Annotated in this window: 14 protein-coding genes and 1 pseudogene; 9 read left to right on the top strand and 6 right to left on the bottom strand. The window is 57.8% G+C overall.

What is annotated here, in order from left to right:
- Window positions 1–137: 137 nt before the first annotated feature.
- From argC to VF629_RS12890, 3 genes are read right to left on the bottom strand one after another with little or no spacing between them, the layout of a single operon-like run.
- Window positions 138–1,118 (bottom strand): N-acetyl-gamma-glutamyl-phosphate reductase, encoded by a 981-nt coding sequence (argC, locus tag VF629_RS12900; RefSeq protein ID WP_331058899.1) that lies wholly within the window; start codon window positions 1,116–1,118, stop codon window positions 138–140.
- The gene (gene argG, locus VF629_RS12895) at window positions 1,108–2,298 is read right to left on the bottom strand and encodes an argininosuccinate synthase (RefSeq protein WP_331058898.1); all 1,191 of its coding nucleotides are present in this window, start codon (window positions 2,296–2,298) and stop codon (window positions 1,108–1,110) included. The genes argC and argG overlap by 11 nt, the downstream gene beginning before the upstream one ends.
- Complete coding sequence (locus VF629_RS12890; RefSeq protein WP_331058897.1) at window positions 2,298–2,924, bottom strand: GNAT family N-acetyltransferase; 627 nt, start codon at window positions 2,922–2,924, stop codon at window positions 2,298–2,300. The genes argG and VF629_RS12890 overlap by 1 nt, the downstream gene beginning before the upstream one ends.
- 375 nt (window positions 2,925–3,299) lie before the next feature.
- On the opposite strand from VF629_RS12890, the gene argB reads away from it, so the two are divergent.
- From argB to argH, 3 genes are all read left to right on the top strand, one after another.
- A complete protein-coding gene (gene argB / locus VF629_RS12885; RefSeq protein ID WP_331058896.1) occupies window positions 3,300–4,127 on the top strand; it encodes an acetylglutamate kinase in 828 nt (275 codons plus the stop codon).
- Entirely contained in the window at window positions 4,115–5,182 is a 1,068-nt protein-coding gene (locus VF629_RS12880; RefSeq protein ID WP_331058895.1) for a M20 family metallo-hydrolase, read from the top strand. The genes argB and VF629_RS12880 overlap by 13 nt, the downstream gene beginning before the upstream one ends.
- A gap of 122 nt (window positions 5,183–5,304) precedes the next feature.
- Window positions 5,305–6,618, top strand: coding sequence for an argininosuccinate lyase (gene argH, locus VF629_RS12875; RefSeq protein ID WP_331058894.1), 1,314 nt, complete (start codon window positions 5,305–5,307; stop codon window positions 6,616–6,618).
- A gap of 62 nt (window positions 6,619–6,680) precedes the next feature.
- Here the strand turns inward: argH and VF629_RS12870 are convergent, their stop codons facing one another.
- Entirely contained in the window at window positions 6,681–7,103 is a 423-nt protein-coding gene (locus VF629_RS12870; protein ID WP_331058893.1) for an EamA family transporter, read from the bottom strand.
- 144 nt (window positions 7,104–7,247) lie between these two features.
- Here VF629_RS12870 and VF629_RS12865 point away from each other — a divergent pair, with 144 nt between their 5' ends.
- The 4 genes and pseudogenes from VF629_RS12865 (at window position 7,248) to VF629_RS12850 (ending at window position 10,044) form a co-directional block, all read left to right on the top strand.
- On the top strand, window positions 7,248–7,970 hold the full coding sequence (locus tag VF629_RS12865; RefSeq protein ID WP_331058892.1) for a PD-(D/E)XK nuclease-like domain-containing protein: 723 nt from the start codon (window positions 7,248–7,250) through the stop codon (window positions 7,968–7,970).
- Between the two features lie 124 nt (window positions 7,971–8,094).
- Entirely contained in the window at window positions 8,095–8,691 is a 597-nt protein-coding gene (locus tag VF629_RS12860; protein ID WP_331058891.1) for a TetR/AcrR family transcriptional regulator, read from the top strand.
- A gap of 56 nt (window positions 8,692–8,747) precedes the next feature.
- A complete protein-coding gene (locus VF629_RS12855; protein WP_331058890.1) occupies window positions 8,748–9,674 on the top strand; it encodes an alpha/beta fold hydrolase in 927 nt (308 codons plus the stop codon).
- 74 nt (window positions 9,675–9,748) lie between these two features.
- Window positions 9,749–10,044, top strand: a pseudogene (locus tag VF629_RS12850) (putative quinol monooxygenase).
- Window positions 10,045–10,119: 75 nt separating this feature from the next.
- On the opposite strand, the gene VF629_RS12845 reads toward VF629_RS12850, so the two are convergent.
- Entirely contained in the window at window positions 10,120–11,136 is a 1,017-nt protein-coding gene (locus VF629_RS12845; protein WP_331058888.1) for a J domain-containing protein, read from the bottom strand.
- A gap of 33 nt (window positions 11,137–11,169) precedes the next feature.
- Entirely contained in the window at window positions 11,170–12,072 is a 903-nt protein-coding gene (locus VF629_RS12840) for a histone deacetylase (RefSeq protein ID WP_331058887.1), read from the bottom strand.
- Between the two features lie 1,040 nt (window positions 12,073–13,112).
- Between VF629_RS12840 and VF629_RS12835 the strand changes: the two genes are divergently transcribed.
- Window positions 13,113–14,105, top strand: coding sequence for a PcfJ domain-containing protein (locus VF629_RS12835; protein WP_331058886.1), 993 nt, complete (start codon window positions 13,113–13,115; stop codon window positions 14,103–14,105).
- Complete coding sequence (locus tag VF629_RS12830; protein ID WP_331058885.1) at window positions 14,102–14,251, top strand: hypothetical protein; 150 nt, start codon at window positions 14,102–14,104, stop codon at window positions 14,249–14,251. The genes VF629_RS12835 and VF629_RS12830 overlap by 4 nt, the downstream gene beginning before the upstream one ends.
- The last annotated feature ends 138 nt before the right edge of the window (window positions 14,252–14,389 follow it).

The raw sequence follows: 14,389 nt of genomic DNA, 5'->3' as shown, positions 1-14,389 counted from the left end.
CTTCAGCATTGCAAATTAGAATTGAACGTCATGCTGAGCGAAGCCGAAGCATCTCTACCGCGTAAGTAATCCTAATGATTGAATTACTTACGCGGTAGAGATGCTTCGGCTTCGCTCAGCATGACCGTTCCGTATCATTACAAAAGCACTGATTTGAGGTGGAGGCCCGTCGTTTCCGGCAAGCCAAAAAGCAAGTTCATGTTCTGCACCGCTTGGCCCGAAGCGCCCTTCACCAAATTGTCGATGACGGAGGTGATGAGCAGTTGCTTGCCAAGTCTCTGCACGTGCAGCAGGCATTTATTGGTGTTTACTACCTGCTTGAGGTGAATTTCTTTGTCCGAAACCGTCGTGAAAGGAGCGTCAGCGTAAAAGTTTTTGTAGAGTTCGCGTGCCTCATCCTGCGTCAAATCTGAGGGTGTGTAGACGCTGGCGAAAATGCCCCGCGAGAAATTGCCGCGGTAAGGAATGAAATGAATGTCGGTGTCAAGCTGCGGCTGTAGTTGCGCTAAGCTTTCCCCGATTTCGCCGAGATGCTGGTGTGAGAAAGGCTTGTAGATGGACACGTTGTTGGTGCGCCAAGAGAAATGCACCGTTTCTGAGAGGCTTTGGCCGGCGCCGGTGGAGCCGGTGATGGCTGACACATGCACATCGTCGGTGAGTTGGCCAGCCTGCGCCAGCGGCAGCAGCGCCAGCTGAATGGCCGTGGCGAAGCAGCCAGGGTTGGCAATGCTCTGCGCCTGCTGAATATATTTCTTGTTCAGCTCCGGTAGACCATACACGAATTCGCGGCCCTGAAACTCGGCATCCGCTTCCAGGCGGAAATCGTTGCTCAGGTCGATGACGTGCGTGGTTTCCGGCAGCGGGTTTTTCTCCAGCCACGCTTTGGAGTTGCCGTGGCCCAAGCACAAAAACAGCACGTCTTCGTCGCCGGCCAGTTCCGAGGCAAACACCAGCTCGGTCTCGCCTACCAAGTCGTCGTGCACGTGGTAAACGGGGTTGCCCGCGTTGGAAGAACTCACGATGCCGCCCAACTCCACGTACTCGTGGTGCAGCAGAATGCGGATGAGCTCGCCGGCGGTATAGCCGGCGCCGCCTACGATGCCAGCCTTAATTTTCATCGTGCAGGCTGCCGCTAATTTTCAGCTGATTGCCAAAAATCTTGATGAAACCGCGGGCGTCGCGGGCATCCCAGGCGTTGTTTTCCTCGCCGTAGGTGGCCACTTTCGACTGCATCATGTCGTACTTCGACTCGATACCGAGCAACTCGAACTGATAAGGTTTCAGGTTGACGAAAACCTTGCCCGACACGTGGTTTTGCGACGATTCCAGGAAGGCTTCCATGTCGCGCATCACCGGGTCGAGGTACTGCGCCTCGTGCAGCAGCGTGCCGTACCAGTTGGCGATGTAGTCCTTGTGCAGCAGCTGCCAGCGCGTGCTAGTGTGCTTCTCGAGCAAGTGGTGGGCCTTGATGAGGATGAGCGGCGCGGGTGCCTCAAAACCCACACGGCCTTTGATGCCCAGAATGGTATCGCCCACGTGAATGTCGCGGCCCACGGCGAATGCCGCGCCCAGTTCGTTCAGCTTTTGAATCAGCGCCACCGGCTCTAGCATTTCGCCATTCAGGGCCACGGGCTCACCGCGTTCGAAGGTGATTTCCACGCGCTCTGAATCTTGGCGTTGCAGCTGCGACGGGTAGGCGCTTTCGGGCAGCGACTCGTGCGAAGTCAGCGTTTCGACGCCGCCCACGCTAGTGCCCCAAATGCCTTTGTTAATGGAGTAGCGAGCCTTTTCCCAGCTCATTTCGAAGCCCTGCTTTTGCAGGTATTCAATCTCCGCTTGGCGCGACAATTTCAGGTCGCGGATGGGAGTAAGCACTTCAGTTTTGGGCGCGATAACTGCAAAAGCCACGTCGAAACGCACTTGGTCGTTGCCGGCTCCGGTGCTGCCGTGCACGATATAGTCGGCCTCGTTGGCGCGGGCATACTCGGCAATGGCCAGCGACTGAAACATGCGCTCGGCACTCACGCTCAGCGGGTAGGTGTCGTTCTTCAGCACATTGCCAAACAGTAAGTAGCGTAGGCAGTCCTGGTAAAAACGAGTGGTAACGTCAATTACCTCGTGTTTCACCGAGCCCAACTCGTAGGCCCGCTTTTCTATAGCGGCTAATTCTTCAGACGTAAAACCGCCGGAATTAACGATGACCGTGTGGACTTCCAAGTCGAGCTCGCGTGACAGATACACGGCGCAAAACGAGGTGTCGAGGCCGCCGCTGTAGGCGAGAATGGCTTTTTTCTTCATTAGGATGCAGAATCGGTTTCAGAGGAGGGGGCAGGGTCGGTGCCAATAGGTAGGGGTGGCGTGACCATGGTCGCGAAGTCGGGTACCTGGACCTGCACGAGCTTATCGGCCGCGTCGAAGAGCATGCCGGTACAGAGGCACATTTTGCGTTCGTTTTCCATCAGGATGCCGAAGTTTTTGCAGCTTTTGCAGCCTTTCCAAAAATCTTCGCTCTGGGTTAGCTCCGAGAATGTAACCGGCTCATAGCCGAGGTCGGTATTGATTTTCATCACGGCCAAACTGGTCGTAATGCCGAAAATCTTGGCCTGCGGATATTTCGTGCGCGACAAGTCGAACACGGCCTGCTTGATGGCGCGGCCCACGCCGTGCTTGCGCAGCTCGGCATTTACTACCAGGCCCGAGTTAACCACAAAGGACTTGTCATCAAACGTTTCGATGTAGCAGAAGCCTGCCAACTCGTCCTCCACAAAGGCGATAATTGCGTCGCCGCTTTCCATCTTTTTGGCCACGTAAGCCGGTTCGCGCTTGGCGATGCCCGTACCCCGTGTTTTGGCCGATTCGACGTACCATTGACATAATTGGTCAGCGTACTGAGCGTCCGCTGCCGTTGCAACCCGAATTGTCATTGTTGATTGAGAAACTTAGGGATAGATGCGTGGCTGTCCGGAAACCCGCTGTATACGGGAAAATCCTGCTAAAGCCCAAACCTGTCTGTAAGTTGAGCGGATACTGGCCCGGCTCAAAGGGGCTGGCCAAGGGGCCAACATGCGGCTGCTGAAGCCGCTAGGGTCGTCGTACCAAGGCGCAAGCGGTTTCGCACACGCCGGCTACACCCGGCCAAGCGGCGGGGGCGGGCAAAGTGAACGAAGAAACCGGAAGGGTCATGGCAGGGATTATGTCGATTCGGCGCACTAACGAAGGGCCGGACCAAGTGGTTCAATTCTGCCGCAAATGTAAAAGGCCCTACTTTTGCCCGCAACACTTCCCGTGGTTTTTTTGAAATGGTAACATTCCATCAATCAGGTTTGCGCGTAGGGCAAGGAACAATGAAACCAGAATTAAAAATATTTAAAATTGGTGGGGGCATCATCGACAATGAGTCTGATTTGCTGGAATTCATTCGCTTATTTTCGGAAATAGACGGGCCAAAAATCCTGGTGCACGGCGGCGGCAAAGGCGCCAGCGAAATGATGGCCAACCTCGGCATTGCACCCCGCATGGTAAACGGCCGCCGCATCACCGATGCGGTCACGCTGGACTTGGTGACGATGTTCTACGCCGGCAAGACCAACAAACAAATCGTGGTAGCGCTGCAAAAAAATGGCGTCAACGCGCTGGGCCTCAGCGGGGCGGACGGCAACGTGATACAAGCCGCCAAGCGGCCGGTGCGTGAGATTGACTATGGCTTCGTAGGTGACCTGAGCGAAGCTAGCGTGAACACGGACCTGATTCGCCAATTGCTTGCTATTGGGCTGACGCCCGTTTTTTGCCCAATTAACCACGACGGAATGGGCCAATTGCTGAACACCAACGCCGATACCATTGCCGCATCGGTAGCAAAAGCGTTGAGCCCATACTATGCGGTAGAATTACACTTTTGCTTTGAAAAACGCGGTGTGTTGGCTGATGTAAATGACGATAAATCGGTAATTACAACAATTACGCTTGCTAACTACGGAGAATTAAAAGAAAGCGGAATTATTGCTGACGGCATGCTGCCTAAATTGGAAAATGCATTTGATGCCTTGCAATTTGGTGTAGATAAAGTAATTATTGAGCATGCTCTTTTCATAAGTGAGCAGTTGAAAACGACCTTATGTCTGAATTAGTAAATCAATTGACTAATGAGGCCGTTGATTTATTAATTCGGCTCATCAAGAAGCCTTCGTTTTCACGAGAGGAGGCTGGCACGGCAGATTTAATTCAATCTTTCCTGCTAAAGCAAGGCGTAGAGGCCCAGCGCCAGCAGCATAACGTGTGGGCAGTTTCGAAGCATTTTGATGTTGACAAACCGACTATTTTGCTCAACTCGCACCATGATACCGTAAAGCCCGGCGCAGCTTGGACGTACAACCCATTTGGGGCGGTGCTGGAAGGAGATAAATTAACTGGCTTGGGCAGCAACGACGCAGGGGCTGCCGCTGTGAGTCTGCTGGCAACGTTTCTGTATTTCCGAGACAAGCCTACTGCATTTAATTTAATCTGTGCCATCACTGCAGAGGAAGAAATTTCAGGCCCAAACGGGATTAGAAGTGTCTTGCCTCTGCTGGGTAAAATCGACGTTGGCATAGTGGGCGAACCCACGGGCATGAACCTGGCAATTGCTGAAAAAGGCCTCATTGTGCTTGATGCTACTGCCTATGGCAAGACCGGCCACGCCGCCCGTGACGAGGGCGAAAACGCTCTCTATAAGGCGCTCGACGACATTCAATGGCTCAGGCAGTACCAGTTTCCGCAGGTGTCGCCGCTGCTCGGACCGGTGAAAACCACCGTCACGCAGATTAGCGCTGGCACGCAGCACAACGTGGTGCCCGACCGCTGCCAGTTTGTGATTGATGTGCGCACAAATGAGCTCTACCAAAACCAGGAGGTAGTCGACGTTATTCGCGCTAATGTGCAGTCGGAAATTGTGCCGCGCTCAACGCATTTAAACTCATCTCGCATTAGTGAGAATCATGCGCTGGTACGGAGAGGACTGGCCCTGGGTAAGACGACGTATGGCTCTCCCACACTGTCGGACCAAGCAATGATGCCATTTGAAACCCTGAAAATGGGACCGGGGGAAAGTGCCCGTTCGCACACGCCCGACGAATACATTTTAGTGAGCGAAATCCGCGCCGCTATTCAAGACTACATCACGCTGCTGACGGATTTCTCGTTTTAACTCTAGGTTCGTAACTGTCATGCAGAGCGCAGCGAAGCATCTCGCCTGCAATAAGTAATTAGTAGTAGCGGGCAAGATGCTTCGCTGCGCTCTGCATGACGGGCTTTTTAAATAGGTGAATTATGAAAATTTGGGAAAAAGGTTTTTCGGTGAACGATACCATCGAAAAATTCACGGTGGGCCAGGACCGGGTGCTGGACATGTACCTCGCGCCGTTCGACATGCTGGCCTCAAAAGCCCAGGCCAACATGCTGCAGAAGGCCGGACTGATTTCGGAAGCCGAGCGGCAACAATTAATTACGGGGTTGGATGAACTGCTAGCGCAGGTGGCAGATGGCACGTTTCAAATCGAAGCTGATTTTGAAGACGTCCATTCTAAAATAGAGCATTACCTGACCGAGAGATTTGGCGATGCGGGCAAGAAAATCCACACGGCTCGTTCGCGCAACGACCAAGTGTTGACGGCCATTCAGCTTTTTATCAAGGATTACACGGAGCGGATTGCCGCTCAGATGCTGGCACTGGTCGAAGTAATGCTGCAGAAGGCAGAAGCTCACAAAAACGACCTATTGCCGGGCTATACGCATTTTCAGGCGGCGATGCCGAGCAGCTTTGGACTATGGTTTTCGGCCTATGCTGAGCATTTGCTGCTGGACTTGGCGCTGTTTGACGCCGCCCACACCGTGGCCGACCAAAACCCGCTGGGCTCCGGGGCGGGCTTTGGAAGCAGCTTTCCGATTGACCGGGAAATGACAACCCGTGAGATGGGTTTTGGCAGTGTGGCCGTGAGTGCGGTGGGCGCCCAAATGCTCCGCGGCAAAACCGAGAAAACGCTGGCCTTTGCCATTGCGGGAGCGGCGGGCACGCTGGGCAAGCTGGCGTATGATTTGGTGATGTACAACAGCCAGGACTTGGGTTTTGTAACGCTGCCGAAAGAGTTTACGACGGGCTCCAGCATCATGCCGCACAAGAAAAACCCCGACGTGTTTGAGTTGGTACGCGGTCACGCCAACCGCCTGCAGGCGTTACCGAACGACATTATCATGGCCACCAGCAACCTGCCAAGCGGCTATCACCGCGACTTCCAGCTGCTGAAGGAGATGCTGTTCGGGCCGATGGTGCAATTCTCCGATTTGCTGGACATCCTGCTGTTTGCGCTGCCCGAAATCAAGATTAAGCCGGGCGTAATTGAGCAGGCGAAATACGACGCCATTTTCTCAGTCGAAAACATCAATCAGCTAATTATTGCCGGCGTGCCGTTTCGCGATGCCTACCAGCAAGTGGGCCGCGCCGTGGAAGACGGCAGCTACGCGCCGCACCGTGAGTTCCAGACCACGCATTTGGGCAGCATTCACAACTTGGGATTGGCTGAAATTGCCAGCAAAGTTCAGCGGTGGAAGGAAGGAAGCCTGTTGTTTAAATCAGCAAACGCGTAAACCCAGACGCCCGCATCAATACGGTAGCGGGGGCGGGAACCGCTCAGTTTGCGTCTCGCACTTTATGCCCAGACCAGCACCACCGTGCCGGCTAAAATGAGCCCCGCGCCCAGTGCACCCCGCACTGAAATGGTTTCGCCCAGAAACAGCACCGCCAGCAACAGGGCCAGGGCCACGCTTAGCTTGTCAACGGGCGCTACTTTGCTCACGGGGCCTAGTTTGAGGGCGCGGAAGTAGCAGAGCCAGGAGGCGCCCGTGGCCAGACCCGACAGCACCAAAAAGACCCACGTGCGTCCCGTGATGGCTGGCAAGCCGGCTGCGGCCCCGCGCGCCAACACAATGCCCCACGCCACTAAGAGGATGACGACCGTGCGAACGGCCGTGGCCAAGTCGGAGTCGACGCCCCGGATGCCAATTTTGGCGAAGATGGCGGTGAGGGCCGCAAACAGGGCTGAGAGCAAGGCGTAGGGAATCCAAGCAGCCATAAAAGTGGGAAAAGCAGGATGAATGCACAGGGCCTTGGCCCTCCGCTGCTTCGAGTACGAGGGCCCGGTGAAAACCGGCGATTTGCCGGAAACGTAGCACGCAAGCGGAGCCATTACGCGCTTTTAGCTGTTACCTTTTCATCCATGCCCGACTCCGCCGCCCCCTTCCGCCGCCCCGACCTGCTACGCCTCGATTACGACACGTACCGCGCCCTGCCCGCCATTGCCAACTCCGACTTGTCGCGCCTGCGCGATGCCCTCGACGGCCGGCCCCCGCGCCCCCAAACCAATTCCAACGAAGGCGCATTGAGCTTTGGCACTGCCTTCCACACCGCACTACTCGAGCCCGACGATTACGTGGCTGGTCAGCCCGGCCTAAACGATACGCTGGTGTGGTGGCTGGTGGAGGGCGTGAAGATGAACACGCACTTGGTGGAGCTTCTCGAAGCCGGCACGCCCGAAGTCAGCGTGCTCTTTACCGAGCCCGAAACCGACACGCTATGCAAGTTGCGCGCCGACCTCGTGGTGAACCATCCCGACCAGCCCTTCACCATCATCGATTTTAAAACGACCATGGCACGGGATGCCGACCATTTCCTCTGGCAATGCTCGGCCTACGATTATGACCGGCAAGCCGCCTTCTACACCGATGCCCTTCACGCCGAGCGGTTCTTGCTGGTGGGCGTGCAAAAAGTGGAGCCTTTTAGCGTGTTCACCATCGAAGTGAGCGAGCAAATGCTGGCCGAGGGCCGCCAGAAATACCAGCGCCTGCTGCGGCTTCTGAAGGCCCCGGCTACCGCGCCCGCCTATCGCGCCGAAGCCGTGCAGGCTGCCGTCGACGCGCTGGGCCAAGGAGCCGAAGAGTAGCTCTCACCACCCAAGCATTTGGTGCTTCAAGTGCAACAGCCCTTTCCTAAACAGGAAAGGGCTGTTTTTTGGGAGTAATTTGATTACTTACTAATTAGTAAGTAAGTGGTATATTTGTAGCGCAATGGCAAACAAAGCTCAGCAAACTACTACGCTCGCGCCCGATACCCGCACGCGCATTCTTGATTTGGCGGAAGCCTTGCTTTTAGAGCGCGGCTTCAATGCCTTTAGCTACCAGCACCTGGCCAAAGAACTCGGCATCAAGCCGGCTGCTATTCACTACCATTACCCCAGCAAGGACGATTTGGGCACCGCCATTGTGACGCGGCAGCTGCGCCGCCTGCGCAAGTGGCGCGACCTGCCCCGCGTGGCCAACCTTTCGCCCGTTGAGCAATTTGAGGCGCTGCTGGCCGTGTACGACAACCACCTGGGGCAGGAGCGCCGGGTCTGCTTGTTTGGGTCGCTGGCGGCTGATTTCCGAACCTTGCCGCTGCCCATGCAAGCCGAGCTGCGCACCTTCAACCGCGAGTTGACCGAGTGGTTGGCCCAGGTGCTGGCCGTGGGCCGCGCCACCGGCACCCTGCGCTTTGTGGGGAGCCCCGCGGCCAAATCCGCGCAGGTGCTCACCACCCTGGCGGGCGCCTTGCAAGTGGCCCGCGTGCACGACGAAACCCCCTTCCAAGTCATTGTGGGCCAACTCCGGCTGGAATTATTGGCCTAACGCGGCGGTGTCGTTGCGGGACATGTGTTTTTGCATCACCTTATTTTCTCTGTGCTATGACCAACACCTTCTCGCCTGCGCAAGACTATTACCCGATTGAGGAGCATGCCCGCGCCGCGGCCCCACGCGTGCGTTATCCGTCGCCACCCGCGGGCTTGCGGCTGCTGCGCTGGCAGTTGAAGGTACTTTCGGCGGTGGCGCCGGGCCTGGGTTTCAAGTTGGCTTGGAAGGTGTTTTGCTCGCCGCGCCGCCTGCCGGTGAAGGACTGGGAAGCAAGCGCTATGCAGGACGCGCGGCGTCGCACCCTTGCCTATCACACCGGCCCGGTGGCCGTGTATGAATGGGGGCCGGTGGCGGCGCCCGCGGTGGTATTGGTGCACGGGTGGGAGCACCGAGCCAGCTTTTGGCGGGCGTGGGTGCAGCCGTTGCTGGCGGCTGGCTACCGCGTGGTGGCGCTGGATGGCCCCGGCCACGGCGCCTCAGGCGGCAAGCAGGTCACGCTAACCGATTTTGGCGGGGCCGTGCAGGCCGTTGTCGACACCGTGGGGGAGGTGCGGGCCATCGTGGCGCATTCGTTTGGCGCGGCGTCGGTGGCCGGCATGCCGGTGCGCTTGCCCGGTGGCGCAGCTTTGCCGCGCCTGGTGCTGCTGAGTGCGCCAGTCGGCCCGCGGGAGGTAGCCGGCCGCTTTGCCGATTTCCTGTACTTGTCGACTGATTTTGTAGCACGCTTCGTGCAGCACGTGGAGCAGGTGACGGGGCGTGCGGTTAACTCCTTCGCTGCTGCCGCCGCTGGCCCAACTGGTGGGGCAGAAAAAGTACTGGTGATGCACGACGAAGAAGACGAAATCATTCCGTTTGCGGAGGGCCGACAAATTGCGGCCGCCTGGCCCGGCGCCGTGCTGCATGCCACCCGGGGCTTGGGGCACAACCGCATTATGCGCGACGCCGAAGTGGTGTGGGCGGCCGTTGATTTTATCGCCTAGCAACCAGCCTGCAATAATCAAAAAAGGTTCTGCTTTTGTTGTGGGCAGGAATACTCTCCTAACGCCGACAACCCATGGTAAAAGTAGCCCTATTGGTCCGCCTCGAAGTAAAATCCGGCCACGAACAAACCGTCGCTGATTTCCTGGCTGGCGCCCTGCTGATTGTGGAAGCCAAGCCCGCTACCACCACTTGGTACGCCCTGCGTCTGGGCCCTTCCACGTTCGGCATCTTCGATACTTTTCCGGATGAGGCCGGCCGCAAAGCCCACCTAGCCGGTCAGGTAGCTGCTGCTTTAAGCACCCACGCCGACCTTTGGGCTAGCCCCCTCAGATAGAAATGGTGGAGATTTTAGCTTCAAAAGGGGCTTAAGAGGCTAATAGCTGACCGGCATAAACCACACCGCCAAGCTGTGCGCAGCCTGCCGGCCTGGTTTTGCGGGATGACTTAAATACTGCTCAGGCCCTCGGCGGCTAGTTGCCGGAGCACGTCGCGCAATCCTTCGGGCTCTTGCACGAGCCGGCCGATGTGCTGCACGTATTCGGCCTCGGCGCGCAGGTCGCGCTTGAGCTGGCGTAGTTCCAACTCCTGCTTTTTGCCGGAGGCCGTGACGAAACCGTTGGGACCGTACTTCAGCTCGTTCATTTCCTGCTTCAGCTGTACTTGTTGTTGCAGCAAGGCGCGGGTGTAGCGCGTGAGCACGTCGTCTGAGTCGGCATCGGCCGGGCCGGACTCCGCCAGTAGCTGCAGGAGCGTGTACAGGTCGTCGGCCTCGTAAGCTTCGGTGATGCGCTGCATTTGGGCAGTTTTGGCGGCTTGCTTTTCGGGGTCGCGTTCCAAGTCGGGGTGGTGGGTGCGGGCCAGTTGGCGGTAAATGGTTTTGGCGTTGGTTTCTAGTTGCCGTTGGTCGGCTTGTGCTTCGGCTTCTTGTTTGCGTTGGGTTTTGCTTTTACGCCGCGCTCGGGCAGCCGCGGCGGCCTGCTCGTGCGGCGGCAAGGTAGGGTCGGGGACGTATTCCGGTTCTGTTTTAGAACCTGCAGCGTTGGCCGCTGATGTCTCTGGCGTATTTATCGAGGCGTGGCCCTTGGGCGCATACTTCCGAATGATAGCGCCCTCATCCTCGCCAAAACGGTCTTCCAGCGCCCGCGCATTCCCCAAAATCAGTTCCGTAATCTGCTCTTCTTCCAAACGGCTGAAGTAGCCCAGCAGCAACGCCTCTTCTAACGAAGGGAACAGGCCGCGCCGGGCGGCCACCACCGCGGCCGCCGCCGGCCCCACTTGCTGCCAGTAGCGGCGGCGCGCTTCGGCCTGTTCGGCACGTAGGTCACGCAGCCGTTCGCGCAGGTTCTCCACGTCCAGAATGGCCTGCCGGAATGCCTGTTGCGCAGGCGACCCACTGGGCTGCTCTACTTGCCGAGCGGGTACGTTAATGGTAGCAGGTTGCGCAGAATCAGCTTTTTTCATCGTGTGCAAAGGTACGGCAGAGGAGTAGGGGGCCTACGGCCACAGCTCAAACGCCACCCGAAACGTATTGCAATGCGCGTCCACGATGTCGGCCAGCCGCTCGGAGTAGCCGCCGCCCATGCTCACGGCCACCGGCAGGGTGCGGGCGTGGCACAGGCCCAGCACCAGCTCATCACGCTGCCGACAGCCGGCGGGCGTCAGGGCCAGTTTGCCCAGCTTGTCGGTGGCCAGCACGTCCACCCCGGCTTGGTAGAAGATAAAATCGGGTTGTACTCGTTCCACTAGCGGCGGCAGCGTGGCAGCAAGTAGCCGCAAGTAGTCGGCGTCCTGCATCCCCAGCTCCAATGGTAAGTCCAGGTCTGACTGCTCCTTGCGCAACGGGTAATTGGCCCCGGCGTGCATCGAGAATGTAAAAACGCGCGGCTCGTGCTGGAAAATGGCCGCCGTGCCGTCACCCTGGTGCACATCAAGGTCAACAATCAATATTTGTTGAGCCAAACCGTGCGCCAGCAAATGTGCCGCCGCAATGGCTTGGTCATTCAGCACGCAAAAGCCCTCGCCGCGGTCGGCAAAGGCGTGGTGGGTGCCGCCGGCCAGGTTCAGGCCCACGCCGTCGCGCAGCGCGTGCCGGGCCGACTGCAGCGTGCCGGCGCTGCTGCTCAACGAGCGGCGCACCAGCTGCGGGCTCTGGGGCAGGCCCAGGCGGCGTACTTCGGTGGGACTCAGCTGCAGGTCGCGCACTTTGTGCCAGTATTCGGCGGTGTGCACGCGCAGCACATCTTCTTCGGCGCACAGGCCGGGCTCGTAAAAGTCCGCTTCCGCCGCAATGCCCTGCCACAGCAGCTGCTCCCGAATGAGGGCGTATTTGGCGATGGGGAAGCGGTGCCCCTCGGGTAAAGCCAGAGTGTAATGGTCGGAAGTAGCGAGGCGCGGCATGTGGGCAGTGTACTGCGAAGCGGTAGGGGAGGTTAGCGAGTAAATCGATTAATTAGAAAATAGTTTTTCTGCCAAAACTATGTTGGTTGATGTATTAATTGGGTTTGCGAAAAATATTTAATAATTAATTTGAAAATTATTTGCGGAATAAAATTTATTAACCAACCTTTGTCGCACCAAAAGCAAACAACCATGTACCGGCACCTAACATTCACCAGCAATTCGAATAAGATGCAGCCAGAACGGCTGCTCCCGCTCGGTACGTTTGCCTGATTTTAGCACCCGCTAAAACCTGACACCGCCCGAGCCCATAACGCTCGGGTTTTTTGTTGCTAGTCGGTTTCAAACCGCTTATCTCATTCACCTGATGCACAATATCCGCCCCAGTTACCTGCCCAAGCAGTTTACAAAACGGCCCGATTGCGGCCAGTTGGATAGCTGCGGCCGTGCTTTTCACGCTTGTTGGAAGCGCCGATAATCTCGGCGTAAACCCCACGAAGTTGAGAAGCCCGGCCCATCAAAAAGCCGGGCTTTTTCGTGTCTTTACCTGCCAAATAAAATTGAGTTTTTATTTGGATAGGATAAATACGCCCAGAGTAAATTGAATTAATTGTTAATCATGCAGCAATTGATTCTGCGATTAAATCTTACGAATAAACACCTGATTTCTCATTCCTAATTCCTCCGTTTTAGCCATGCGCTTCTACTTAACAAACCCTGCTGCAATTCCGCTTGGTGCGGACCGGCCGCTGCGAGCAGCGGCCGATGGTAACGGCGGGCGCCACAATTCGCGCCCTGAGAAACAATTGAAATCGGGGCGCCAAATGCGTGCGCCCACCTCCTCACTTTTTAGCTAGGCGCTGTCTGCGGGCAGGCCCCGCATTATGGCAAACCGTAACAAACCTATTTCGGCCGAAGCCTACCGATGGCAGCAGGCCGGCGTTGCGCTGGCGCAACACGTGAGCTGGCGCAAATGGCCCCAGCCCAAACAAGTTGAATACCTTCTTTCCTTCGGTTCTCCCTATGAGCTTTACGCAAGTTTGGGTGCCAATTCTGAGCTGTCGCAGCTGTACGGGGCCTGCATGGCGGGTGACCTGTCGGTTGCGGAGAAAGGCAATGTCAGAGGTGCTTTGCGGGCCCTGGCCGCCAAGCGCACGGAGCTGTTGCATCGGCCCGAACTGGCGCTGGGCGTAGCGGCCCTGGCCCAGCGGTACGACAAGCGAGTGCGCGAAGTGGCCGACTGGAAGCCCAAGAGCAGCAATGCGTACCGGCAGCTCACCAGCCTGGTGCGGCACTTGTTCGACCGCTACGGCAACACGCCGGACTGGCTGATTGACTCCTGGACTCGCCTGACGCTGGTGGAAGACGGTGTGAACCTGCCCGACCTGACCCTGCACTTGGGCCAGGGGCATTCGCTCCGCAGCTTTTCCCAGTTGCCCGTGCCGCTGAACAAACGGGTGGAGCACGGCCTGCGGGAAGCGCCCGCCGGCTGCACCTTCCGCGAAGCCTTGCGCTATGCCCAACTGTCGGCCCGCGGCGCGCTGGCTTGGTGGGGCGTGGTGATGGAGTCGCGGCTGGGAAGGGCTCCCTTGGCGGATGATGCGTTCTGGCTGAGCGTGGTCGACTTTTTTGTGGCCGCGCCCATGGTCGACCCGCGGCACTTTGGCCCCGTCTGCGACTGGATTCACCAGAAGCGCAGCGTGGGCATCGGTACCGAGCCAGCCCAACCGGGCTTTACGCTCAAAGGCCGCAGCATGGCGTCGGTGCTCGCCCAAACCGAGCAATGGCACCGCGGCCTGGCGCGGGCGCGTCGCCAATCGGGCGGCGCAGTCATCCCGGGCAGCATCAGCTGGGCGGGCTTGCCGGTAGCCAATTTTCAGGCCGGCCCGGTGCGCATCGAACAGCTCACCACCTACGGGCAACTGCAGGAGGAGGGAAATGCGCAACGCAATTGCGTGGCGACTTACGTGCAGTCCTGTCGAATGGGCAACTGCGGCATTTTCTCCCTGACTGTGGACGTACCCGTGGCTTGACCATTGAAGTGACGGCCAACCGTACCGTGGTGCAGGTGCGCGGCAAATACAACCGCTGGATGACCCAGCAAGAATACGCCTGCATTACCCAGTGGCTCAGCGAAGCCCGCTTGGTCCTGTCGAAGCACGCTGGAATTATTGGTTGAGAGTAGCCTCCCATTCACCTCACCCCTGCCGGGCACGGCCCCGGCCCCTCTCCCGCGGAGAGGGGAGCCTGAAAAATTGTAGCGCGGACTTTCAGTCCGCGAGTTGCCCATATACACAGTTCACGCGCGGACTAAAAG

Source organism: Hymenobacter sp. (genome assembly GCF_036388155.1).
Classification (GTDB): Bacteria; Bacteroidota; Bacteroidia; order Cytophagales; family Hymenobacteraceae; genus Hymenobacter.
Note: the sequence above shows the minus strand (reverse complement) of the source record. Positions and strands in the feature narration are given on the sequence as shown.

Coding starts and splice junctions, on each gene's coding strand:
- VF629_RS12840 (WP_331058887.1), bottom strand. CDS start 12,072: ATGCCGCGCCTCGCTACTTCCGACCATTACACTCTGGCTTTACCCGAG.
- argB (WP_331058896.1), top strand. CDS start 3,300: ATGGTAACATTCCATCAATCAGGTTTGCGCGTAGGGCAAGGAACAATG.
- VF629_RS12870 (WP_331058893.1), bottom strand. CDS start 7,103: ATGGCTGCTTGGATTCCCTACGCCTTGCTCTCAGCCCTGTTTGCGGCC.
- VF629_RS12860 (WP_331058891.1), top strand. CDS start 8,095: ATGGCAAACAAAGCTCAGCAAACTACTACGCTCGCGCCCGATACCCGC.
- VF629_RS12855 (WP_331058890.1), top strand. CDS start 8,748: ATGACCAACACCTTCTCGCCTGCGCAAGACTATTACCCGATTGAGGAG.
- argG (WP_331058898.1), bottom strand. CDS start 2,298: ATGAAGAAAAAAGCCATTCTCGCCTACAGCGGCGGCCTCGACACCTCG.
- argC (WP_331058899.1), bottom strand. CDS start 1,118: ATGAAAATTAAGGCTGGCATCGTAGGCGGCGCCGGCTATACCGCCGGC.
- VF629_RS12890 (WP_331058897.1), bottom strand. CDS start 2,924: ATGACAATTCGGGTTGCAACGGCAGCGGACGCTCAGTACGCTGACCAA.
- VF629_RS12845 (WP_331058888.1), bottom strand. CDS start 11,136: ATGAAAAAAGCTGATTCTGCGCAACCTGCTACCATTAACGTACCCGCT.
- VF629_RS12880 (WP_331058895.1), top strand. CDS start 4,115: ATGTCTGAATTAGTAAATCAATTGACTAATGAGGCCGTTGATTTATTA.
- argH (WP_331058894.1), top strand. CDS start 5,305: ATGAAAATTTGGGAAAAAGGTTTTTCGGTGAACGATACCATCGAAAAA.
- VF629_RS12865 (WP_331058892.1), top strand. CDS start 7,248: ATGCCCGACTCCGCCGCCCCCTTCCGCCGCCCCGACCTGCTACGCCTC.